Source organism: Streptococcus parasanguinis ATCC 15912 (assembly GCF_000164675.2).
Classification (GTDB): Bacteria; Bacillota; Bacilli; order Lactobacillales; family Streptococcaceae; genus Streptococcus; species Streptococcus parasanguinis.
The window spans coordinates 723536-744999 of the sequence record NC_015678.1 but is presented as its reverse complement, the minus strand read 5'-3'; the positions used below and the strand labels follow the sequence as shown (position 1 = coordinate 744999).

Below are 21464 nucleotides of genomic sequence, written 5' to 3'. Positions count from 1 at the left end.
TATTTCTAAAATGGCATCTTTTAGTGTAAAATAAAAGTAGAAATGCAGAATCAGTAGTCACTACTGAAAAAGGAGGAAATATGGCACACGTAATCACAGATGCAACTTTTGAACAAGAAACCAGCCAAGGACTTGTCTTGATTGACTTTTGGGCAACTTGGTGTGGTCCATGCCGCATGCAAGCTCCAATTTTGGATCAGTTGGCAGAAGAAGTACATGAAGATGATTTGAAAATCTGTAAGATGGATGTAGATGAAAATCCAAATACAGCACGTCAATTCGGTATTATGTCGATCCCAACTCTTCTCTTTAAAAAAGATGGACAAGTTGTCAAACAAGTTGCTGGAGTTCATACGAAAGCGCAATTGAAAGAAATCATTGAAGAATTGAGCTAAAAAGAAGACTCGTTTTCCAAACTGGAAAACGAGCTTTTTTATGCTCTTTATTTCTTTCAAATAGACGCGCTACCCATTGACAGCGCTTTCTTATAGTGCTAAAATGAAGCTGTATTTCCTATAAAATTTTTACAGGAAAAAAATTCTCCTAGGAAGATGTAGATCCTAGGAGAAAATCATATATAAAGGTTATTGGCCCTCTGTATCTTGGGCTACCCAGACGCTGACAGAGCGCTCTGCCACTGGGAATTCGGCAGTACCGTCTTCTTGGACTTGGACGGTTTCGCTACAATTTTCTAGAACATCATAGTAGGTGAGGCCTGTGTAGGATGAGCCAATCTCCATGACTTTTGTAGTAGCTTGGTTATTGGAAATCAAGCAGGCAATCGGTGCTGCTTCTTCTGTACCTGAACGTGTCCAACCGATGCAATTGGGGTCATCGAAGTAGTCCGTCTGTTCCCCATAGGCCAGATCTTTACGAACCCATAAGAGGCGATCGAGGACCTCTTGGAAACTTTCTTGCGCAAATTTGCCCTTGATACCGTAGTAGTCTCCATAGAAGACACAAGGCAAACCAGCTTCACGAAGTAAGATCAAGGCATAGGCTGCAGGCTTAAACCATTCTTCAATGGTAGATTCCAAGGCTTGCCCTCGTTGGGTATCATGGTTGTCCACAAAGGTTACGGCCTCTTCAGGATGATTGAGCGCTAGTGTTCCGTCAAAAATAGTTCGCAGGTCGAAATTTTCACCTTCTTGACTAGCTCTGAAAAGATTTTGGTGGAGGGCCACATCGATCAAGTCATACAAGTAGTCAATGCTTTCTAAGTACTCATCGTTGGTTTCTGTGTCCCCATTCCAAAATTCGCCAAAAACGTAGAAATCTTCTCCATATTTTTTGGTGATATTGTGGATAAAATTCTTCATAAAGAAGGAGTCAATGTGCTTAACCGCATCCAGACGGAAACCTTCTACACCAGTCGTTTCGATAAACCATTCAGCCCACTGATCGAGATTTTCTACAACCTCAGGGTGTTTGAAATCGATATCGGCATACATGAGGTAATCGTAGTTTCCGTTTTCCTTGTCTACCAGATCTCCATGAGCCCAACCTTTGTTGTCCCCTTGGATTTGGTAGATCCCATTCTTATTACGTGAAGCATCGTAGTCAGTGCCGGTGAAATGGTACCAATGCCAGTGGAAGTCATTATAGGCTCCATTTCGGCCATCAAAGGTGAATTTGGTCCATCCTTGAATGGTGAAGGGCTCAGTGAGAACCTTGTTTCGATCCATCGGATCGACCTCAACGACCTCGAATTCCTCTAAGCCATCGGCAGCAGCTTTATGGTTGAGAACGACATCGGCCATTGGTTGAATCCCTGCATCTTTGAGGGCTTGAATGGCTTGAAGATAATCGTCTTTGAAGCCATATTTGGTACGAACCGTTCCTTTTTGGTCAAACTCGCCCAAATCAAAGAGGTCATAGACCCCGTAACCAACGTCATTGTTAGAAGTAGCTTTAAAGGCAGGCGGCATCCAGACCTTGCGAATACCCAAGTCTGCTAGGTGTTGCGCATCTTCAGCAAGACGCGTCCAGTGGTTCCCATCAGCAGGCAAATACCACTCAAAATATTGCATTAAGGTTTGATTTTCCATTTTTATTTCTTCTTTCATGCGAATGTCCTTATTTTACCAAAAATAGTTGGATAGGACAAACGTTTGCACTGGAAACAAGCCCTTCCTGAAAAAGAAATCGCATACATGAAAGAAATGAAGTGAGAATATAAAATAATAGAGTCGGGCTCCTCTAGGACTGACTTTGAAAATGGTGAAAGGAGACCATTTTATGAAAAAAACAACTCTTGTTTCTCTACTCGTTGCAGGTTTACTGATTAGTCCTGCCGTACTTGCCCAGCATGTGCAAGCAGACCAAGTAAGTCGCACAACTACTGAGGAGACGGTGACTCCTCCAGCGACAAGCTCTGAAGTTACTGAAACAGTGACCTCAACACAAGGAGACAACAAAGAAACCGTTCAGCCTGCAAAAGTGGAAGAGGTTTCAGAAACTAACCGACCAACCACTTCACCAACCGCTCCGACAACTGAGCTACAGGAAGAACCTGCATCAAGTCCAGCGGTAGTGAGCGCCCCAACTGTTGAGTCCACTCTAGCCAATCAGTCAAGCCCTGCGCCTGCGACGCCTGCCGTTCGCAGTCAAGAGGTGAGTGCGACTCCAAAAGTAACCCAAGGGGATTTGGCTAAAATTACTGGTGCGACTGTAACCGACCAGGATCGTGAAAAAGAAGTTACGGTGACGGAGGCAGTCAATCAACTCTTGAACTGGGCTTCGACCAAGGAAAACCAAGTCGGATCTACTGATAAAGACCGATTAGCTTTTGCTAAGAGCCTTGGGATGGTCAAGGAAGGAGTGGAGGGTTCTGCTCCAGTTACTAATCTTACTTCGATGGTTGATGTAGCCAAACAGCTCCGTGCTGCTTACCGCGCAGACAAGAAGACTCCTCTGTTTTTGAATGGCAAAGCACAACCTATTTTCCCATTTACGCCAGGAGACGATCCGGAGCATTACTCCTATGACAAGAGTGACATCGTTCGCTATATTGTCTATGTGGAAACCGATTATGATACGGATGGAGACGGCAAGCCTGACTTGGTTAAGACTTTTGTGCAGGTGCCAAAAGCTGCTGTCAATGGGGACTATAAAGCTGCGACCATTTTTGAAGCTAGTCCTTATGTAACAGGAACAACAGAAGAGCGTACCTTAGAGGGAATTGGTCTCAAAGAAGGTGGAAACTTCGATATGGCCAAGCTCTATGAAAAACCTGCCAAACGCCCAGCAACCAAGACCGTTACGACTGAGGAAGTGGCCAAGGCGACCAATCCAAAGGATTGGTACTATGTCAATCCGCGTGAAAGCTCTGAAGACTATACGCATTATGATTACGAAAATCTCAACTGGTACAATTATTTCTTAGTCCGTGGTTATGCAGTGGTGACCAGCAGTGGCTTGGGCTCAAAAGGATCAGACGGGATCAATACGACCGGCTCTGACCTTGAAGTCGCAGCTTATAAAAATATCGTGGAGTGGCTAAACGGCAAACGCAAAGCCTACTCAGATAAGACTAGTAACCATGAAGTTAAGGCAGATTGGTCCAATGGAAATGTCGCCATGACTGGTTTGTCTTGGGCAGGTACGACAACATTTGGTGTGGCTTCTACTGGTGTTGAAGGTCTCAAGACCATTGTGCCGGCTGCAGGGATTGCTAGTTGGTACGACCATTTCAACAGCCAAGGATCTCCTCTGGATACAGGAGCTTCCAATGACCTATCTTGGCTATCTGTCTATACCTCAGGCCGAATCCTTGATAAGGAAGATTGGGATAAGGTCAAGGATTACTATGCAGCCTATATCACCAAGCTCAATGAGCTCCAACACAAGGATGGTCATAATTACAACGAAGAATATGCCAAACGCGACTACACGCTAAACGCAGCCAACTTGAAAGCGGCTCCTCTCATCATTCAAGGTCTCAATGATGACAATGTCAAACCCAAACATTTTGAACTCATGTTAGAAGCCTATAAAAAGGCGGGGATCGATGCCAAGGTCTTGCTCCACCAGGGCAATCACGTTTATCCATCTACTCGTTGGTCAGGAACCGAAGTCGCAGGTCAAGCCTTTAACGACCTGATGAATCTCTGGTATAGCCATTACCTTTACGGTATTGAAAATGGGATTGAAAACCTTCCACAAGTAACAGCTCAGGACAATCTTGATCCAAGTAAATGGCGTCGTTTTGATAAATGGGATACCAACAATGCCATTTCCGCTCGAATTTATTCCAAACGGGAGGATGTGACAGTGACTGGGGATTACTATGGTACGGGAAATAACTGGACCACACGCAACCAAGATGCGGCCTTCCATTCCTCAGAAGTAGCGGCTTCCTATGCAGCACCAGTTGATCAAGATGTCACCATCAAAGGCCATATTCCTGTACATTTTAGCGCTGCTTTTGTCAAGGGAGACAAAAACCATGCTCATGTCAGTGCGACCCTGATGGATGTTTCTGACGAAGACTTTGATGTGGTCAAAGAAGAAATCACCTATGATAAAGACGGTTATAGCACACGCACATTAGACAAGGAAACCATCGATGAGACAGGCTACTGGAATGGTAGCAACCTTGAAACCTTGCCTCTCAAACGCTACAAGACCCACAAGGTTAAGAGTGTAGTGATTGCACGTGGTTGGATGAATTTAGCTAATCCAGCATCTCGCTATGACTCAGCAAGTTCTAGTCATTCTATTGATCTGAAAGAAAATGAATATCATGATTACACCATGTATCTGCAACCAAATCTCTATACAGTGAAAAAAGGCCATCGACTGGTTTTGAGTTTGCACACCTATGATCCGGATTACATCTATTTTGCAGATCCTTATGAAGTGACCTTCAAGACAGATTCTATTTCTGCAACGATTCCAATCGTAGAAAACAGTCGGTCTCTCTTGTTCCGTTATCAACCAAGTGAAAAAGATACAGAGTATGCGTCATTGGCAGATCGGATCTTGCCAATTGCAACCATTCAACCAAAAGTAGATCCTGAACAAGACCCAAGTCCAGTAGATCAAGCAGAAAAACCAATTGTTCCAAGTAATCCAATGACTCCAACCAATCCAGCTACTTCTGAAATTCCTCAAAAACCAAGCCACGGTCAGGATCTGATGGACTTCCGTAAGGAACAAAAAGAAGAAACTGCACAAGAATTGGCTCAAAGAGCTGATAAAGATAAAATAGAAGCGTCAAGCCAACCAAGCCTTCCAAAAACAGGTCAAGCAACAAGCTCTTGGACTCTCTTTGGCTTCCTAGGACTCATGCTCACCAGCCTTTTGTCACTTGGCAAAGCTCATAAAGATGAATAATAGAAAAGAAGGATGGAGAAAAGTGAAAACCACCAATAGAGAGAGCATCGAAACGATTTTTACTGAAGCCTTGGCAATCCCAAGCTTTACCAACACTGAGACCGAGCAAGGGATCGAAGCCTACCTGGATCAACGGATTGGCCAGATCCCCTATTTCAAGGACCATCCGGACCACTTTGGGCGCTATCAGGTGCCACAGGATCACTTGCATCGGTCGGTCAATTGGGCCTTGGTTGATAAGGGAAAGAAAAAAACAGTTATCCTTTTCCACCACCATGATACAGTCGATCTAGAAGACTATGGAAATTTGTCGGAAATCGCACTCGATTCTGATAAAGTAGCAGAAGCCTTGAAAGGACTGGACAGTCGACCTGATATGCAGGAAGATTTAGCTTCTGGAGAATGGAAATTTGGCAGAGGGTCTTGCGATATGAAAGCAGCCCTAGCCCTTCAATTGGGGGTTCTGGAAGCCTATGTAGCAGCTCCTACAGAAGGTCAGGTCAATCTGCTCTATCTCTCTGTTGGAGACGAGGAATCCTATTCACGTGGGATGCGGGGAGCTTTGGGCCTCCTCACAGATTTGCAGGAAAAGTTTGATCTGAATTATGTATTAGCAGTGGATTCAGAACCCTTTGAATCGGAAGTAGGAAAAGAAAAGGTCCTTCACATTGGCACAGTCGGCAAACTCATGCCAGTCGTTGTGGCGCAAGGCGTCTTGTCCCATATGAAGGAGCCCCTTAAAGGGATCAATGCCTTGTCGCTCTTAGTAGCCATCGCAAGTCAGCTGGATCTTCATCCCGATCTGGCAGATCAGGCCTTGGGAGAAACGTCCCCCCTTCCTTCTTGGTCCTATCTCAGAGATTTGAAGGAGCAGTACGATGTATCGACCGTGCTTTATGCGGCTGGCTATTTCAGTGTGTTGCATTTGAAGAAAACACCCCAAGAGCTCCTACAGCGGATTTATGAGCTTAGTCAGGAGGCCTTGGACGCCTTTTACAAGAAGTACGAGTACTTGCAGGATCAGGCAGGGCAAGACCATATTATTGCAAGGCCAAGAGTCATCACCTATCAAGAACTAGAGGAACGTTGCCAAGCCTTAGAGGGCTACCAAGACTATAGAGAAGCTTCTAATAAAAAAGCGGAGCAAGATTTTCGTAATGGGACCAGCTACCAGAGCCTTGCGATTCAGCAAATCCAGCGACTCCTTGAGTTTCTCGGAGATAAGGATCCTATGGTGGTCATCGGTTTTGCGCCCCCATATTATCCTTCCATGAATTGTCGCTTTTTAGACAATACTGATCTCAATATCGTGTCCCTCATCACTGATTACCGCGAGTATCTGGACCAAAGAGGCTACCTCTTAAAAGTCGAAGAATACTTTATGGGGATTAACGACACCAGTTATTGTGCCTTGGAAAAGGATGTGGCTTCTTATCAAGTCGTCCTAGATAGCCTAGCCACACCAGCCCAGGTCTATGATCTGGATCTGGAAAAAATTGCTCAAATTCAGGTTCCAGCAGTTAATCTAGGACCATGGGGTAAAGAATTGCATAAGCGAGGAGAGCGGGTCTACAAAGAAGACTTCTTGGAGACCATTCCAAACTATCTGCTAGAATTGCTCTACCATTTCGATGATCGCTTATCAACAGAATAAGAAAAACGGTCCCAATGAGGATCAATTAGGGAGTTAACATGATTACATTTCACGGAGTTACCAAAGATTACGATGGGCACATTGCCCTCAACCACTTGGATCTGACCATCGAAGATGGACAAATTGTCGGCTTGATTGGTCACAACGGAGCTGGAAAGTCAACGACGATTAAGAGCCTGGTCAGTGTCATCACCCCAACCACTGGATCAATTGAAGTGGATGGTCAGGACCTCTATAGCCATCGACTGGCGATCAAAAAGAAGATCGGTTATGTGGCAGATTCGCCAGATCTTTTCTTGCGTCTCACAGCCAATGAATTCTGGGAGTTGGTTGCGACCTCTTATGATATGAGTCAGAAAGACTGTGACCAACGTTTAGAGGAGCTTCTTAGGATCTTTGATTTTCAGAGCCACCGCTATGAAGTGATTGAATCCTTTTCACATGGAATGCGCCAGAAGGTCTTCGTCATTGCAGCACTCTTGTCAGATCCAGATATCTGGGTCTTGGACGAACCGATGACCGGTTTGGATCCACAAGCTTCTTACGATTTAAAACAAATGATGCGCCAGCATGCGGATCGCGGCAAAACGGTCATTTTCTCTACTCACGTCTTAGAAGTGGCCGAACAACTCTGTGATAAAATCGCCATTCTCAAAAAGGGAAATCTCATTTTCTATGGGACGATCGAGGAATTAAAGGGCCAGCACCCCGAACAAAGTCTGGAAAGTATCTATCTCAGTCTAGCGGGTCGGAAGGAAGAAGGTGGCGATCATGCGTCTTAAGATTATCCAGCAACTGGTCAATGTCAATATCATCTATGCCAGTCAGCCCGCTCAGATCGCAAAATTACGTGCCAAACAGGCAAAAAAACCGGACGTCAAACTCAATGTTGCCCGTAAATCGGTGCTCAACTATCTCTTTTTAGGCCTGGTCTATTTCCTCATATTTGGCTTGCTCTTTAGTATCTATGATTTTGTGAACCAACCAGCCTTCTTTGTCAATATGGTCGCCCTTTTTTCCTTGATGACCATTTCCCAAGGCTTTATGAGTTTTTACAATGTCTTTTATGAAAGCAAGGACCTCCAGTTTTACAGGCCCTATGCCTTCTCGGATGCAGAAGTCATAGCAGGAAAGAGCATCTCGGTCATCCTGACTCTTCTCATGGCTATCCTTCCCTTGATCAGCTATTTTCTGATCCTCCCTGTGCAGGCAGGTGGCTTTAATCCGTTAGGGATCCTGCTAGGCCTCTTTTGTGCCTTAATTCTCTTAGGCGTTCTCTTTTTAGCGACGATATTACTAGCTCATTTGATCACCAAGACCTTGTTTTTCAAAAAACACACGACTCTGGTCTCCAACATCATGATCGGAATTGGTTCTCTTCTGAGTCTAGGAGCTTATCTCTATCTGAATCTAGTCCAAACCCATCGGGTAGAAGTGACGGGTGGCGCAGATATTCCCATTCTATTTCCACCTTTTACGGCCTTTCATCAGTTCATCCTCCATCCTTTTGATGGAGAAGCAATCCTTGGCCTTCTGGGCTGGATCCTGGTCCTTCTGGTCTTGATTGGCCTGGTTCGCAAAATCGTGATCCCGCAGTTCTATGATGCAGCCCTTGCAGTTGCGACCAACCAAACCGTTAAGGAACGCGTGAGAGTGCTCCATGTGGGTCAGAAAGACTCCTTTAGACGATTTGTCATTCAGTATCATCGCAGACTCTTGAGCGATGGAACCCTTATGGTGCAAGTCCTCTTGATGATGAGCATTCTGCCTTATATTTTCCTACTCAGTGGAGCAGCAGGAGCATCGAAAAATATAGGAGGACTCAGTCCTTACTTGACGCCCCAGTATCTGGTGCCACTGACCCTTGTTGCCATCTTGATTGGTGTTTTCAATAGTTTTGGAGGCTTGACCAGTATCGGTATTTCGCTAGAGCGCGAAAACTTTGAGTACTTGAGATCCCTCCCTATTGATTTCAAACGCTATCTCTTTATGAAGTTTTGGTTGCTCTATCTGGTGCAATCCATCCTTCCTGTCATTCTTCTAGTTGGCGTTTGTCTCTATTTTGGCGTCCATCCCTTGGCTATCCTAGCCATGTTGCTGATCTGGGTCGTAACGACTATTCCGATCTGCATCCGAGACTATGTCAAAGATTTTCAGAACTTTAGCACCAATTGGACCAATATCACGGAGTTGATGACCCGCCATCGTGGGAATGCAGTTCTTCAGTCTATTCTCTTGATTGTCTTTCTCTTTGTGATGTTTCTCTTGATCATTGTCAGCTTCATTTGGACCTATCATTCCGTCAGCACCCTGCTGGCTGTGATCCTTTATAGTATCATACTGCTAATTGGAGCAGGGATCAGCTATACCATCTATCGCAAAAAAATCCGTACCCTCTACCAAGAGATCGGAGAATAAAAAGAGAGAGTGGGACAGAAATCGGTAATTCGTTAGAATTCGATTTCGTCGTCCCACCTCCGCACAGTTGAGTAGGGCTGTAAAGCTGATGAAATCAGCGTAGTAGAGCCCACTCAACCGTTGCGTCTTGCTCGACAATCCAAAAACAATTGAGAGGCTAGGACTTTTGTCCTAGCCTCTTTTTAGTGGTAACTTAAATTTCATACCCCATGAGGAGGCCGCCTTCTTCGGCGTAGAAACTACAAAGTCCAGAAGTAGGAAGGACTTCAATCATTGCATGGGCAAATTTTTCTCGAACCAATGCAGAGAATTGCTCGATAAATTTTTCATTGTTGCGGTGGGCAATGGTGATGTGGCCGCCAGCATAACCCGCCTTGATCAATTCATAAAAAGCAGCCTTGATCGCTTTCTTTTGGCCCCGTGCTTTTTGAAGCAACTCAAGGGTACCCGTCTTACTAGCTTCCCCGACCATACGGATATTGAGGAGCCCGACAACAGTTCCGAGCAATTTGCTGAGACGCCCATTTTTGACCAGATTATCAACTTTAGCCAAAACAAAGAGCAACTTCGTCTTAGACTGATAGGTCGTGATCACATCGACCACTTGATCAAAATCAAGGCCTTCAGCGACCAACTGATTGAGCTTGCGAACGATCAGGTCCACCTCACCCCCAGCTGATAAGCTGTTAATCACGTGAATATTGGTATTCGGATGCTCTTCCAGATAAATCTTCTTAGCTACCTCAGCACTATTGTAGCTACCTGAAAGAGTTCCAGTGATGGTCACAACGACGATATTTTCAGCTCCTTCAAAGGACTTCATATAATCATCGGGACTCGGACAGGCAGACTTAGAAGCTGTCGTGGTCGCATACATCTCCTCCATCATCTGGTCGATATTGAGTTGGGCGTCATCTGTGTAGATGGTCTCTCCCACTTGGATGGTCAATGGGACACTGACAAACTCCGTATCTGGTGCCAGATTGTCCAAAGAGCGGTAGTCACAGCCTGAATCCGCAATAATTTTCCATTTCATCAGTTCATACCTCATAATTGTATAAAAATGTACATTGACAAGTAGTATGTCTTCTTTTACAATTATATCATGAAGAGCAATGCTATCCAAGCAGATATCATCAGGTGAGACAGATAGAAAGTAAATGTTATGGCAGAAAGAAAAATATCCGAGAAATCCTTGGAAAATCTCAAACGATTTAACCAAGAAAACAATGCGATTACACGAGAATCCATCGAAATCTCTCTCCTGCAATTATTGGAGAAAAAGGATCTGAAAAAGATCACCATCTCTGAGCTGGTTCAGCGTGCGGGTGTCTCTCGAGCAGCCTTTTACCGTAATTATGACTCCAAAGAAGAGATTCTAGAGTCCATCTTTCAATCTAGTATCGCAAAGATTACCAAGTCTTTAGATGGCTACAACCTTAAGACAGACCTCTACCAGGTCTGGGTCTACCTCTTTAAGGAAGTCAAGAAAGAAGCCAAGATCATTAGCCTGGCTATTGATTACAATTTCGAGCGGCTCTTGACCAAGGCAGTCTATGATTTTCTAGAAAAACGAAATGGCAGCTCCTCGAATGGCGCTGGCAGCTACCTCAATTCCTTCTGGAGCTCCGCCATTGTTTCTGTCATCTCCAAATGGATCAAGGATGGCATGAAGATCCCCGCTGAGAAGATCGCTACGTTAGGCCTACCCCTCTTTCCACAAAAGAAAAAGTAAACACCACCGAGAGGTGGTTTTAAAGTAAACTGCACATCTCCATAACTAGTTCAAATGAATAGATAAAACTGAGCAGAGATTAAACAAAGGACAAGAACGATGATCGAAGAACGAATCCAAGCTGCTAAGCAGTATGTAAAAACCTTATTTGCTGATCGAGCGGATGGCCATGATGTGGAGCATACCCTCCGCGTTTATACCAATGCTATGAGAATCGCACAAGCAGAAGGTCCATGTGATCTGGAGATAGTGGGCTTGTCAGCTCTTCTTCACGATGCTGCTGATGATAAATTGTTTCAAACAGAGAATAATGCGAATGCTCGCATGTTTCTAGAAGAGATCGGTATTCCTCAAGACCAAATCGACCAGATTTGTCGGGTTATCAATGCTGTTTCTTTCAGCAAAAATCGTGGGAAACATCCAGAAACCTTAGAAGGCAAGATTGTCCAGGATGCAGACCGCCTGGATGCGATAGGAGCTGTAGGAATTGCGCGAACTTTTTCCTATGGTGGCCACAAAAGGAGGTCCCTCACTGATACCGTCCAACATTTCCATGACAAGTTGCTTCTCTTGAAAGATGAAATGAACACGGAGACTGCTAAGCAAATAGCAGAAAGTCGCCATCAATTTTTAATCATCTTTCTAAATGAACTAGAAAAGGAACTCTAACAAAAGAGGCTGGGACAAAAGTCCTAGCCTCTCAATTATTTTTGGATTGTCGAGCAAGACGCAGTGGTTGAGTGGGCTCTACTACGCTGATTTCATCAGCTTTTACAGCCCTACTCAACTGTGCTGAGGTGGGACGACGAAATCGAATTCTAACGAATTACCGATTTCTGTCCCACTCTCTTTCTTTATTCTTGGATCATGGTTAGGAGATCCTCTCCTGTAGTGGTTGGAAGGATCCGGACTCGTTTGAGGGCGTATAGGCCATCAGCGGAACTGGCGAGTCCATTTTTAGTGGTGAGGCCTAGTTTGTAGTCAGCTTTCTTGGCTTGGTCGATCGTGACCTGGCTGTAGCGACCAGATGGGTAGACGATAACGCTGGTATTTTGATCCAGCACCTTATCCAGCAGGCGTTTAGAAGCGACCAGCTCATTCTTTTGGGTCTCAAGACTGGAATTGGCTAGGTCTGGATGATTGACCGTATGGCTTTCAAAGGTCAAGCCAGATTTTTTCATCTCTTTGATTTGGTCAAAGGTCAAGACATTTTCTTTTTCTTTTTGTGTAAAGTCCGTGATGATATTGTTAGTGGCGGTCATCTTATATTTTTTGAGAAGCGGATAGACGATAGTATAGAAATCTTCGACGCCATCATCAAAGGTTAGCCAGACAAATTTCTTTCCTTTTGGGACTTCATTCTTGGCGAGGATGCGATGGGCTTCCTCAGGTGTCAGGGTGTAGTAACCCGCTTTTTTCAGGGCCTTTAGTTGGCTTTCAAAGGTCTCAGGATCGACAATCAGATTGGCATTGGCAGCTTCGGACTCGGCCATATTGTGTACGGAGTGGTACATGAGGATGGGCAGTTTGACCGGTTTTTTCACTCGAGTCCACTCTATAGAGGAGCTACCTTCCTCGAGAGAACGCGTCACGGCAGTGCCACTGGTATTCCCGTCCCTCGGCTGAGTGATCCGTTTGATCAGAAGAAAGCTACAAATAAAGATACAGACCAGTAGGAAGGCATTGATTCCAAGTAGGGCTTTGATTTTTTTAGGTACTCTTCGTTTACTCATAGTGTCACCGTTTTCATCATTTTCTTTATTGTACCACAAATTCTATGTTCTTTTCCAGAACTTGCTACAGGCAGATCCTGTCATGAACATTCAGAATTTTTAAGGCAATTGGCTGTCAAACGCTCAAGTTTTTGTTATAATGGAGCTACTATAGAAAATTCAAGGAGTCAATAGGATGTCTGTTAAGATTGCCTTACTAGGATTTGGTACTGTTGCTAGTGGCGTACCATTTTTATTAAAAGAAAACCATGAAAAAATCACCCAGGCAGCTCAAGATGAAATCGAGATCACTAAGGTCTTGGTTCGAGATGATGCGGAAAAGGAAAAATTACAAGCTGCTGGTCATGACTACAACTTTGTGACCAATGTCGATGAGATCATTGAAGACAAGGACATTGCCATCGTGGTCGAATTGATGGGTCGTATCGAGCCAGCTAAGACCTTTATCACCCGTGCGCTGGAAGCAGGTAAACACGTGGTCTCTGCTAACAAAGACCTTCTTGCCGTTCATGGAAGCGAGTTGCTAGAGATTGCTAAAAAACACCAAGTGGCCCTTTATTATGAAGCTGCCGTAGCTGGTGGGATCCCAATCCTTCGGACCTTGGTAAATTCCCTAGCTTCCGACAAGGTGACCAAAGTGCTCGGTGTGGTCAATGGAACATCTAACTTCATGATGACTAAAATGGTTGAAGAAGGTTGGACTTATGAGGATGCTTTAGCAGAAGCGCAACGTCTTGGTTACGCTGAAAGTGATCCAACCAACGACGTTGAAGGAATTGATGCTGCCTACAAGATGGTGATCTTGAGCCAATTTGCCTTTGGAATGAATATCCAATTTGACCAAGTAGGTCACAAAGGAATCAGCCAAATCACTCCTCAGGATGTATCGGTTGCTCAAAGCCTTGGATATGTCATTAAGCTGGTCGGCTCTATCGTTGAAACAGAGTCAGGGATCGCAGCAGAAGTGACACCAACCTTCCTTCCAAAACAACATCCACTCGCAGGAGTGAACGACGTTATGAATGCGGTCTATGTGGAATCCATCGGTATTGGTGAGTCTATGTACTACGGACCAGGTGCTGGTCAAAAACCAACTGCGACCAGTGTCGTAGCCGACCTCGTTCGCATTGTCCGTCGACTAAAAGAAGGAACAATCGGTAAAGCCTTCAATGAATACAGCCGCCCTCTTCAATTGGCTAAGCCAGAAGATGTGAAGAACAATTATTACTTCTCAATCAAGGCACCAGATGCGACTGGTCAAATCTTGCGTCTTGCGGAAATCTTTAATGCAGAAGGAGCTTCCTTCAAGCAAATCCTCCAAGAAGACTCAGATGGTCACTATGCAAGTGTCGTCATCATTACCCACCAAGTCAACCAAACCCAATTCAAGAACTTGGTTGAAAAATTGGATTCAGAGGCGAATTTCGAACTCTTGAATACCTTTAAAGTCTTGGGAGAATAAGCATGAAAATTATTGTTCCAGCAACCAGTGCCAATGTCGGTCCAGGATTTGATTCTGTAGGGATTGCCGTGACTCGCTATTTGACCATTGAAGTCCTTGAACCAGCAGATGATTGGTTCATTGAGCATGATCTAGGAGCAGGGATTCCGACAGATGAGAAAAACCTCTTGCTCTCAACAGCCCTCTCTATCTCAACTGATATGCAGCCCCATCGGATCAAGATGACTAGTGAAGTGCCTTTGGCACGTGGTCTTGGTTCTTCTAGCTCGGTCATTGTCGCAGGGATTGAATTGGCCAATCAATTAGCCAAGCTCCAGCTATCAGACGCTGAGAAATTACGCATTGCGACCGAGATCGAAGGTCATCCGGATAATGTAGCTCCAGCTATCTTTGGAAATATGGTCATTGCGAGCTACATCGGTGAAGATGTCCAATATGTCACATCTGACTTCCCAAGCTGTGACCTTGTGGCCTTTGTACCGAGCTACCAATTGAAAACCAGTGATAGTCGCAATGTCCTACCGAAAGAATGGTCTTATAAGGAAGCAGTTGCAGCTAGTAGCGTAGCCAATGTCGCTATCGCAGCTCTCCTAAAGGGAGATTTGCTGACGGCTGGTCGCTCCATCGAGTCAGATCATTTCCACGAACGCTACCGTCAATCTCTTGTCAAAGAGTTCCCTCAGGTCAAAGAAGTAGCACATGCGCATGGGGCTTACGCCACCTATCTGTCAGGAGCAGGCCCAACGATCATGAACCTCTTAGCACCAGAGCATACAGCAGCCTTTGTCGCAGCTCTCGAAGAACTCGGGCTAGATGGTCAGATTTTCCAACTTAAAATCGACACATTTGGCGTTCGTGTTGAGAAATAAACCTCAATGTAACACAAATGAAAGAAGGATGTATACGAATGTATATGTCCTTTTTGCTTCTCCTATGGTAGAATGGGAATTGTATGGGGATAAGCTCAAGCTTTCCCGAAAGTTTAGGGGGAAACATGAAACCAGAATATTTATATAGTATTGCTACCGATCTTGGGCTGCAATTTGATGGCGAAGCCCGTGTGATGTATGGAGAGCGTGAAGGCTTCTTGTTAGTCATTGAAGGCGCTCAAACCAAGAATGTATTTACCATTTCACTCAGTGTGAAACAAGGTTCCGAAGGAGACTTGATCGAAGATAGTGAAATTCTTTGGAATGAATTAAAAGAACAATCAAAAGCCATTAATGCTATCTCTTCTGATGGTTACTTGACCTCGATCGTTGTCAAAGGTGGAATGACCAAAGGCAAGGCCGTCGAAACCTTATGGACAGCTATCCAAGATATTGTGGATTTCTTGCTCAACCACCAATTTGTGCAAGTGAATGCGGAAACGGGTGAGGAAGGACCAATCGGTCTGTATCAAATTGGAGATGCGATCTTTTTAATCGACGATGCAACCTTTAGAGCCTACCAAGCCGAAGTGCAAGATACAGTTGAGGCTTATGAAGCGCGGGAAGAAAACTTCCTTTTAGGGATTGTAGGGGCTGTGATCGGTGTAATCATCGGTGGAGCAGTTGCCCTCTTGGTAGCGCGTCTCGGCTATGTATCTGTTTTAGCAGGGGTTGCCCTCGGTTATTGTACTATCAAAGGTTATGAGATCCTTGGTAAGAAATTGACTAAAAAAGGTGTGGTAGTTTCAGCTATTTTGATGGTCTTGACGGTCTTTTTGGTCAACCAATTAGATTATACTTTGGCGCTCATGAGTAAGCTCGATCTTCCATTTGATTTGTCCTGGACGATTGTCAATGAAGCGACATTTCAAGGGGATGTCCCAGACAAATTTTATTTGAATCTAGGAATGTTAGCTGTCTTCACTCTTGGTGGTGCTTGGATTTCGGTCAAATCAGCTCTGGATGGACAAAAGAATCGTGCCAGTGCTCGTAAAATTGCATAGTAAATGATAAAAGGAAGGCCTGAATATTATAGGCCTTCTTTTGTTTTTTAGGGTCGAAAAATAGATAAAAATTTGGTATAATAGTTTGTATTTTATAGAGAGAGAACAGACAGAAAGATGAATGAAAAAATAAATCAAATTCTTGAAGGGATTGATATCCGTTTTCAAGAACCTTTAAAACATTATACCTTTACAAAGGTAGGTGGGAATGCAGAATTTTTAGCTTTTCCTCGCAACCAATACGAATTAAAACGCATCGTTCAATTTGCCAACCAAGAGCAAATTCCATGGATGGTCCTTGGCAATGCGTCCAATATCATTGTCCGCGATGGGGGCATTCCGGGATTTGTCATTATGTTTGATCGCTTGCGTGACATCAGTGTGGATGGTTATGTGATCGAAGCAGAAGCAGGAGCTAAACTCATCGACACCACTCATGTGGCCTTGCACCATAGTTTGAAAGGCTTCGAGTTTGCTAGTGGGATTCCAGGCAGTGTCGGTGGGGCTGTCTTTATGAATGCTGGAGCTTATGGGGGAGAGATTGCTCATGTCCTTGTATCTTGTAAGGTCTTGACCAAGGAAGGGGAAATTGAAACCTTGTCGGCGAAAGAGTTGGCTTTTGGCTATCGTCACTCAAAGATTCAAGAGACTGGTGCTGTGGTCATCTCTGCCAAATTTGCTTTGTCTCCAGGCAATCACGAGCAAATCAAACAGGAGATGGAGCGTTTGACCCATCTTCGTCAGCTCAAGCAACCCCTTGAATACCCTTCATGTGGATCTGTCTTTAAGCGTCCTGTTGGCCATTTTGCAGGTCAATTGATCAGTGAAGCAGGTCTAAAAGGCTATCGAATCGGTGGTGTGGAAGTTTCTGAAAAGCATGCCGGCTTTATGGTTAATGTCGACAATGGAACTGCTAAGGATTACGAAGATTTGATCGCCCATGTCATTGAAGCAGTAGAGGCTCATTCAGGTGTCCGTTTAGAACCAGAAGTTCGCATTATCGGCCAAGCCTAAGAACGTTAGTATTGAAGAACAATTGATAGTGAACCATCGATAGCATCAGTCGGAAAGGGGGTGAGTGCCTATCGATACCGTAAATAGGTGGGGCAGTCTAGTAAGTCCCCGAGAGGTATTGGTGGTCTGACAGGTCTTCCTGTCAGCCGCTGCATTTTCGTTTGAAAAGCAGTTTGGTAATCGTAGTAAAGAAGGAATTTATGTGAATTGAAAAAACCAATTATTGAGTTTAAAAATGTTTCAAAGGTCTTTGAAGATAGCGGAACTGTTGTCCTAAAGGATATCAATTTTGAATTGGAAGAAGGGAAGTTTTATACCCTGCTTGGTGCATCTGGATCAGGAAAATCGACCATCCTTAATATCATTGCCGGTCTTTTGGATGCGACGACTGGAGATGTCTACCTCGATGGGGAACGGATCAATGATGTCCCTACCAACAAACGGGATGTCCACACCGTCTTTCAGTCCTATGCCCTTTTTCCACATATGACGGTCTTTGAAAATGTGGCTTTTCCCCTTCGTTTGAAAAAGGTGGACAAGGCTGAGATCGAACGTCGGGTTTCAGAAGTATTGAAAATGGTCCAGTTAGCAGGATTTGAAAAACGTTCGATCCAAAAATTATCTGGTGGTCAACGCCAGCGGGTAGCTATTGCCCGGGCTATTATCAATGAACCACGAGTGGTCCTTTTAGATGAGCCCTTGTCTGCACTTGACTTGAAACTTCGGACAGACATGCAGTATGAGTTGCGGGAATTGCAACAACGCTTGGGGATTACCTTTGTCTTTGTTACCCATGACCAAGAAGAAGCCCTTGCCATGAGTGACTGGATCTTTGTCATGAACGAAGGAGAGATCGTCCAATCTGGTACACCAGTAGATATCTATGATGAGCCAATCAACCACTTTGTAGCTACCTTTATCGGGGAGTCCAACATTCTAGATGGTCGTATGATCGAGGACTACTTGGTTGAGTTCAATGGCAAACGCTTTGAAGCCGTCGATGGTGGGATGCGTCCAAACGAACCAGTTGAAGTCGTTATTCGTCCTGAAGACTTGCAAATCACTCTTCCTGAAGAAGGTAAGCTCCAAGTGAAGGTGGATACTCAGCTCTTCCGTGGTGTGCATTATGAGATCATCGCCTATGATGATTTGGGAAATGAGTGGATGATTCACTCCACTCGTAAGGCCATCGTGGGAGAAGTCATCGGGTTAGACTTTGAACCAGAAGATATCCACGTTATGCGTCTCAATGAAACCGAAGAAGAATTCGATGCGCGGATCGAAGAGTACGTTGAAGTGGAAGAGCAAGAAGCTGGTTTGATTAATGCCATTGAGGAGGAAAGAGATGAAGAAAACAACCTCTAATCTATTTATCCTCCCCTATTTCTTGTGGATTTTTCTCTTTGTTTTGGCTCCTGTAGTCATGATCATCTTTCAATCGTTTTTTAACGTTGAAGGGCAGTTTTCACTTGAAAACTACAAAGAGTTCTTCACTTCGCAAAATTTGACCTATTTAAAGATGAGCTTTAATTCGGTCCTTTATGCCGGAATCGTCACCCTGGTGACGCTCTTGATCTCCTACCCGACTGCTTACTTTTTGACGCTGCTCAAACACCGGCAGTTGTGGTTGATGTTGATCGTCTTGCCAACTTGGGTCAATCTCTTGCTCAAAGCCTATGCCTTTATCGGAATCTTTGGGCAAAACGGCTCCATCAATAGCTTTTTAAGCTTTCTCGGAGTCGCTCCCCAGCAGATCCTCTTTACTGATTTCTCCTTTATCTTTGTAGCCAGCTACATCGAGTTGCCTTTTATGATTTTGCCGATCTTTAATGTCTTAGATGACTTAGATCCAAACTTGATCAATGCCAGCTATGATTTGGGAGCCAATCGTTGGGATACCTTCCGTCATGTGGTCTTCCCCTTGTCCATGAATGGAGTCCGCTCAGGTGTACAATCTGTCTTTATTCCTAGTCTGAGCCTCTTCATGTTGACACGGATGATCGGTGGAAACCGCGTCATTACCTTAGGGACAGCGATTGAACAGCACTTCCTGACAACACAAAACTGGGGAATGGGTTCTACCATCGGAGTTGTTCTGATCCTTGCTATGCTCTTTACCATGTGGGCAACAAGAGAAAGGAGAGAACGATGAAAAAAGTGTCTCATTTTTATCTAGGTTTCGTCTTTCTGATCCTCTATCTTCCTATCTTTTATTTGATCTTTTATGCCTTCAATAAAGGGGGAGATATGAATGCCTTCACAGGCTTCACGCTTGAGCATTTCAATGAATTGTTCGCAGATAGTCGCCTGATGCTGATCTTATCAGAGACCTTCCTCTTGGCCTTCTTGTCAGCCTTGATTGCGACAGTGATTGGGACCTTTGGAGCCATTTATATCTACCAATCGAAGAAAAAGTTAGAAGGTCCTTTGCTCTCCATCAACAACATTCTCATGGTAGCGCCAGACGTTATGATCGGGGCCAGCTTCTTGATTCTCTTTACGACGGTGAAGTACCAGCTAGGTTTCCTATCTGTTCTGGCTAGCCACGTGGCCTTTTCGATTCCCATTGTGGTCTTGATGGTTTTGCCACGACTCAAGGAAATGAACCGGGATATGGTCAATGCTGCCTATGACTTGGGAGCTACCCAAGTACAAATGCTCAAAGAGATCATGTTGCCGTATCTGACACCAGCCATTATTGCTGGCTACTTTATGGCCTTTACCTATTCTCTTGACGACTTTGCCGTGACCTTCTTTGTAACCGGAAATGGTTTTACAACCTTGTCTGTAGAGATCTACTCCCGTGCGCGTCAAGGGATTTCCCTCAGTATCAATGCCTTGTCCGCCCTTGTCTTTCTCTTTAGTGTGCTCTTGGTCATCGGTTATTACTTTATTACCCGTGAAAAGGAGGAAGCAGCATGAAAAAACTTTATTCATTCCTAACAGGGATTGTCCTTGTCATTCTGGTCCTCTGGGGAATTAGCCACCAGATCGAAGCGAGCATGAATACCAAGAATAGTGATAAGCTGGTCATCTACAACTGGGGAGATTATATCGATCCAGAATTGCTCAAGGAATTCACCAAAGAAACAGGAATTCAGGTGCAATATGATACCTTTGATTCCAACGAAGCCATGTACACCAAGATCAAGCAAGGGGGAACCACCTACGATATTGCGATTCCTAGTGAATACATGATTGCCAAGATGATGGATGAGCATCTGGTTGAAAAGTTGGACCAATCCAAGATCAAAGGGATGGAAAATATCGATCCAAAACTCTTGAATCAATCGTTTGATCCGGGCAACCAATATTCCGTACCTTATTTCTGGGGCACCTTGGGGATCGTCTACAATACGAAGATGGTCAAAAATGCTCCGGAACATTGGTCGGATCTCTGGCGTGAAGAGTACAGAAATGACATCATGATGTACGATGGTGCGCGTGAGGTGATGGGAATTGGTCTCAATACATTAGGCTATAGCCTCAATGAAAAGGATCCAAAGAAATTGCAAGAGGCCGTGGATAAACTCTACACCTTGACGCCAAATATCAAAGCTTTGGTGGCCGATGAGATGAAAGGCTATATGATCCAAAACAATGCAGCTATTGGGGTTACTTTCTCAGGAGAAGCCAGCCAAATGCTGGATGCCAATAAGGATCTTCGCTATGTCGTACCAACTGAAGCCAGCAACCTTTGGTTTGATAACATTGTCATTCCAAAAACCGTGAAAAATAAAGAAGCAGCATATGCCTTTATTAACTTCATGCTTCGTCCTAAAAATGCTTTGAAAAATGCTCTTTATGTCGGCTACTCAACGCCAAATAAAAAAGCCAAAGCCATGTTGCCAAAAGAAATCCAAGATGACCAATCCTTCTATCCAAGCGATGAAACGCTGGACCATTTGGAAGTCTATCAACAATTAGGCAAGAAATTGCTTGGAGTCTATAACGATCTTTACCTTCAGGTCAAGATGTATCGAAAATAACAAAAAGGAACCTTCGGGTTCCTTTTTGATTGAAGATAAACTCCTCTTAGAAACTTTCCTTAAGTGAGTACGGACGTTAGGTGAAATTATCCAGTGGATGATTTCAGCAATCCAGGAAGTTCCATGACTTAGTTTTGAACCTAAAGTTTCAAAACTCCCGAGTGCTAGAAACAATGTTGTTTCTAGCAC

Annotated in this window: 18 protein-coding genes; 15 read left to right on the top strand and 3 right to left on the bottom strand. The window is 44.4% G+C overall.

Annotated features, from left to right (window positions below; all coding sequences use genetic code 11):
- The first annotated feature begins 80 nt into the window (after positions 1 to 80).
- Positions 81 to 395: a thioredoxin gene (trxA, locus tag HMPREF0833_RS03650; RefSeq protein ID WP_013903754.1), complete on the top strand. Its 315-nt coding sequence runs from the start codon at positions 81 to 83 to the stop codon at positions 393 to 395.
- Positions 396 to 584: 189 nt separating this feature from the next.
- Here the strand turns inward: trxA and HMPREF0833_RS03645 are convergent, their stop codons facing one another.
- The gene (locus HMPREF0833_RS03645) at positions 585 to 2066 is read right to left on the bottom strand and encodes an alpha-amylase (protein ID WP_013903753.1); all 1482 of its coding nucleotides are present in this window, start codon (positions 2064 to 2066) and stop codon (positions 585 to 587) included.
- 172 nt (positions 2067 to 2238) lie between these two features.
- Between HMPREF0833_RS03645 and HMPREF0833_RS03640 the strand changes: the two genes are divergently transcribed.
- From HMPREF0833_RS03640 to HMPREF0833_RS03625, 4 genes are read left to right on the top strand one after another with little or no spacing between them, the layout of a single operon-like run.
- Positions 2239 to 5337, top strand: a complete 3099-nt coding sequence (locus HMPREF0833_RS03640) for a CocE/NonD family hydrolase (RefSeq protein WP_041818256.1) — start codon at positions 2239 to 2241, stop codon at positions 5335 to 5337.
- Positions 5338 to 5359: 22 nt separating this feature from the next.
- The gene (locus tag HMPREF0833_RS03635; RefSeq protein WP_041818253.1) at positions 5360 to 6991 is read left to right on the top strand and encodes a M20/M25/M40 family metallo-hydrolase; all 1632 of its coding nucleotides are present in this window, start codon (positions 5360 to 5362) and stop codon (positions 6989 to 6991) included.
- Between the two features lie 38 nt (positions 6992 to 7029).
- Positions 7030 to 7773, top strand: a complete 744-nt coding sequence (locus tag HMPREF0833_RS03630) for an ABC transporter ATP-binding protein (protein WP_003010968.1) — start codon at positions 7030 to 7032, stop codon at positions 7771 to 7773.
- Positions 7763 to 9409, top strand: coding sequence for a membrane protein (locus tag HMPREF0833_RS03625; RefSeq protein ID WP_013903750.1), 1647 nt, complete (start codon positions 7763 to 7765; stop codon positions 9407 to 9409). The genes HMPREF0833_RS03630 and HMPREF0833_RS03625 overlap by 11 nt, the downstream gene beginning before the upstream one ends.
- Before the next feature lie 193 nt (positions 9410 to 9602).
- Here HMPREF0833_RS03625 and HMPREF0833_RS03620 read toward each other — a convergent pair whose 3' ends face one another.
- Positions 9603 to 10445, bottom strand: coding sequence for a DegV family protein (locus HMPREF0833_RS03620; protein WP_041818251.1), 843 nt, complete (start codon positions 10443 to 10445; stop codon positions 9603 to 9605).
- A 129-nt stretch (positions 10446 to 10574) separates the two neighbouring features.
- On the opposite strand from HMPREF0833_RS03620, the gene HMPREF0833_RS03615 reads away from it, so the two are divergent.
- On the top strand, positions 10575 to 11144 hold the full coding sequence (locus tag HMPREF0833_RS03615) for a TetR/AcrR family transcriptional regulator (protein WP_013903748.1): 570 nt from the start codon (positions 10575 to 10577) through the stop codon (positions 11142 to 11144).
- Between the two features lie 99 nt (positions 11145 to 11243).
- On the top strand, positions 11244 to 11813 hold the full coding sequence (locus HMPREF0833_RS03610; protein WP_013903747.1) for an HD domain-containing protein: 570 nt from the start codon (positions 11244 to 11246) through the stop codon (positions 11811 to 11813).
- Between the two features lie 185 nt (positions 11814 to 11998).
- Here the strand turns inward: HMPREF0833_RS03610 and HMPREF0833_RS03605 are convergent, their stop codons facing one another.
- Positions 11999 to 12877 (bottom strand): polysaccharide deacetylase family protein, encoded by an 879-nt coding sequence (locus HMPREF0833_RS03605; RefSeq protein WP_041818481.1) that lies wholly within the window; start codon positions 12875 to 12877, stop codon positions 11999 to 12001.
- Between the two features lie 175 nt (positions 12878 to 13052).
- Here HMPREF0833_RS03605 and HMPREF0833_RS03600 point away from each other — a divergent pair, with 175 nt between their 5' ends.
- The 8 genes from HMPREF0833_RS03600 to HMPREF0833_RS03565 all read left to right on the top strand — a co-directional run bounded on the left by HMPREF0833_RS03600 (position 13053) and on the right by HMPREF0833_RS03565 (position 21275).
- Complete coding sequence (locus HMPREF0833_RS03600) at positions 13053 to 14339, top strand: homoserine dehydrogenase (protein ID WP_013903745.1); 1287 nt, start codon at positions 13053 to 13055, stop codon at positions 14337 to 14339.
- A 2-nt stretch (positions 14340 to 14341) separates the two neighbouring features.
- A complete protein-coding gene (gene thrB, locus HMPREF0833_RS03595) occupies positions 14342 to 15208 on the top strand; it encodes a homoserine kinase (protein WP_013903744.1) in 867 nt (288 codons plus the stop codon).
- 83 nt (positions 15209 to 15291) lie between these two features.
- Positions 15292 to 16272, top strand: a complete 981-nt coding sequence (locus tag HMPREF0833_RS03590; protein ID WP_013903743.1) for a hypothetical protein — start codon at positions 15292 to 15294, stop codon at positions 16270 to 16272.
- A gap of 117 nt (positions 16273 to 16389) precedes the next feature.
- Complete coding sequence (gene murB / locus HMPREF0833_RS03585; RefSeq protein ID WP_013903742.1) at positions 16390 to 17286, top strand: UDP-N-acetylmuramate dehydrogenase; 897 nt, start codon at positions 16390 to 16392, stop codon at positions 17284 to 17286.
- Positions 17287 to 17493: 207 nt separating this feature from the next.
- Positions 17494 to 18651, top strand: coding sequence for an ABC transporter ATP-binding protein (locus tag HMPREF0833_RS03580; RefSeq protein ID WP_003002881.1), 1158 nt, complete (start codon positions 17494 to 17496; stop codon positions 18649 to 18651).
- Complete coding sequence (locus HMPREF0833_RS03575; RefSeq protein ID WP_003011144.1) at positions 18632 to 19438, top strand: ABC transporter permease; 807 nt, start codon at positions 18632 to 18634, stop codon at positions 19436 to 19438. The genes HMPREF0833_RS03580 and HMPREF0833_RS03575 overlap by 20 nt, the downstream gene beginning before the upstream one ends.
- On the top strand, positions 19435 to 20208 hold the full coding sequence (locus HMPREF0833_RS03570) for an ABC transporter permease (RefSeq protein WP_003002847.1): 774 nt from the start codon (positions 19435 to 19437) through the stop codon (positions 20206 to 20208). The genes HMPREF0833_RS03575 and HMPREF0833_RS03570 overlap by 4 nt, the downstream gene beginning before the upstream one ends.
- Positions 20205 to 21275 (top strand): ABC transporter substrate-binding protein, encoded by a 1071-nt coding sequence (locus HMPREF0833_RS03565; protein WP_003011180.1) that lies wholly within the window; start codon positions 20205 to 20207, stop codon positions 21273 to 21275. The genes HMPREF0833_RS03570 and HMPREF0833_RS03565 overlap by 4 nt, the downstream gene beginning before the upstream one ends.
- The last annotated feature ends 189 nt before the right edge of the window (positions 21276 to 21464 follow it).

Excerpts from the sequence above, each read along its gene's own strand:
- HMPREF0833_RS03605 (WP_041818481.1), bottom strand. The coding sequence starts at position 12,877 with ATGAGTAAACGAAGAGTACCTAAAAAAATCAAAGCCCTACTTGGAATC.
- HMPREF0833_RS03565 (WP_003011180.1), top strand. The coding sequence starts at position 20,205 with ATGAAAAAACTTTATTCATTCCTAACAGGGATTGTCCTTGTCATTCTG.
- trxA (WP_013903754.1), top strand. The coding sequence starts at position 81 with ATGGCACACGTAATCACAGATGCAACTTTTGAACAAGAAACCAGCCAA.
- HMPREF0833_RS03615 (WP_013903748.1), top strand. The coding sequence starts at position 10,575 with ATGGCAGAAAGAAAAATATCCGAGAAATCCTTGGAAAATCTCAAACGA.
- murB (WP_013903742.1), top strand. The coding sequence starts at position 16,390 with ATGAATGAAAAAATAAATCAAATTCTTGAAGGGATTGATATCCGTTTT.
- HMPREF0833_RS03630 (WP_003010968.1), top strand. The coding sequence starts at position 7,030 with ATGATTACATTTCACGGAGTTACCAAAGATTACGATGGGCACATTGCC.
- HMPREF0833_RS03600 (WP_013903745.1), top strand. The coding sequence starts at position 13,053 with ATGTCTGTTAAGATTGCCTTACTAGGATTTGGTACTGTTGCTAGTGGC.
- HMPREF0833_RS03610 (WP_013903747.1), top strand. The coding sequence starts at position 11,244 with ATGATCGAAGAACGAATCCAAGCTGCTAAGCAGTATGTAAAAACCTTA.
- HMPREF0833_RS03570 (WP_003002847.1), top strand. The coding sequence starts at position 19,435 with ATGAAAAAAGTGTCTCATTTTTATCTAGGTTTCGTCTTTCTGATCCTC.
- HMPREF0833_RS03590 (WP_013903743.1), top strand. The coding sequence starts at position 15,292 with ATGGGGATAAGCTCAAGCTTTCCCGAAAGTTTAGGGGGAAACATGAAA.
- HMPREF0833_RS03645 (WP_013903753.1), bottom strand. The coding sequence starts at position 2,066 with ATGAAAGAAGAAATAAAAATGGAAAATCAAACCTTAATGCAATATTTT.
- HMPREF0833_RS03620 (WP_041818251.1), bottom strand. The coding sequence starts at position 10,445 with ATGAAATGGAAAATTATTGCGGATTCAGGCTGTGACTACCGCTCTTTG.
- HMPREF0833_RS03640 (WP_041818256.1), top strand. The coding sequence starts at position 2,239 with ATGAAAAAAACAACTCTTGTTTCTCTACTCGTTGCAGGTTTACTGATT.
- HMPREF0833_RS03625 (WP_013903750.1), top strand. The coding sequence starts at position 7,763 with ATGCGTCTTAAGATTATCCAGCAACTGGTCAATGTCAATATCATCTAT.
- thrB (WP_013903744.1), top strand. The coding sequence starts at position 14,342 with ATGAAAATTATTGTTCCAGCAACCAGTGCCAATGTCGGTCCAGGATTT.
- HMPREF0833_RS03575 (WP_003011144.1), top strand. The coding sequence starts at position 18,632 with ATGAAGAAAACAACCTCTAATCTATTTATCCTCCCCTATTTCTTGTGG.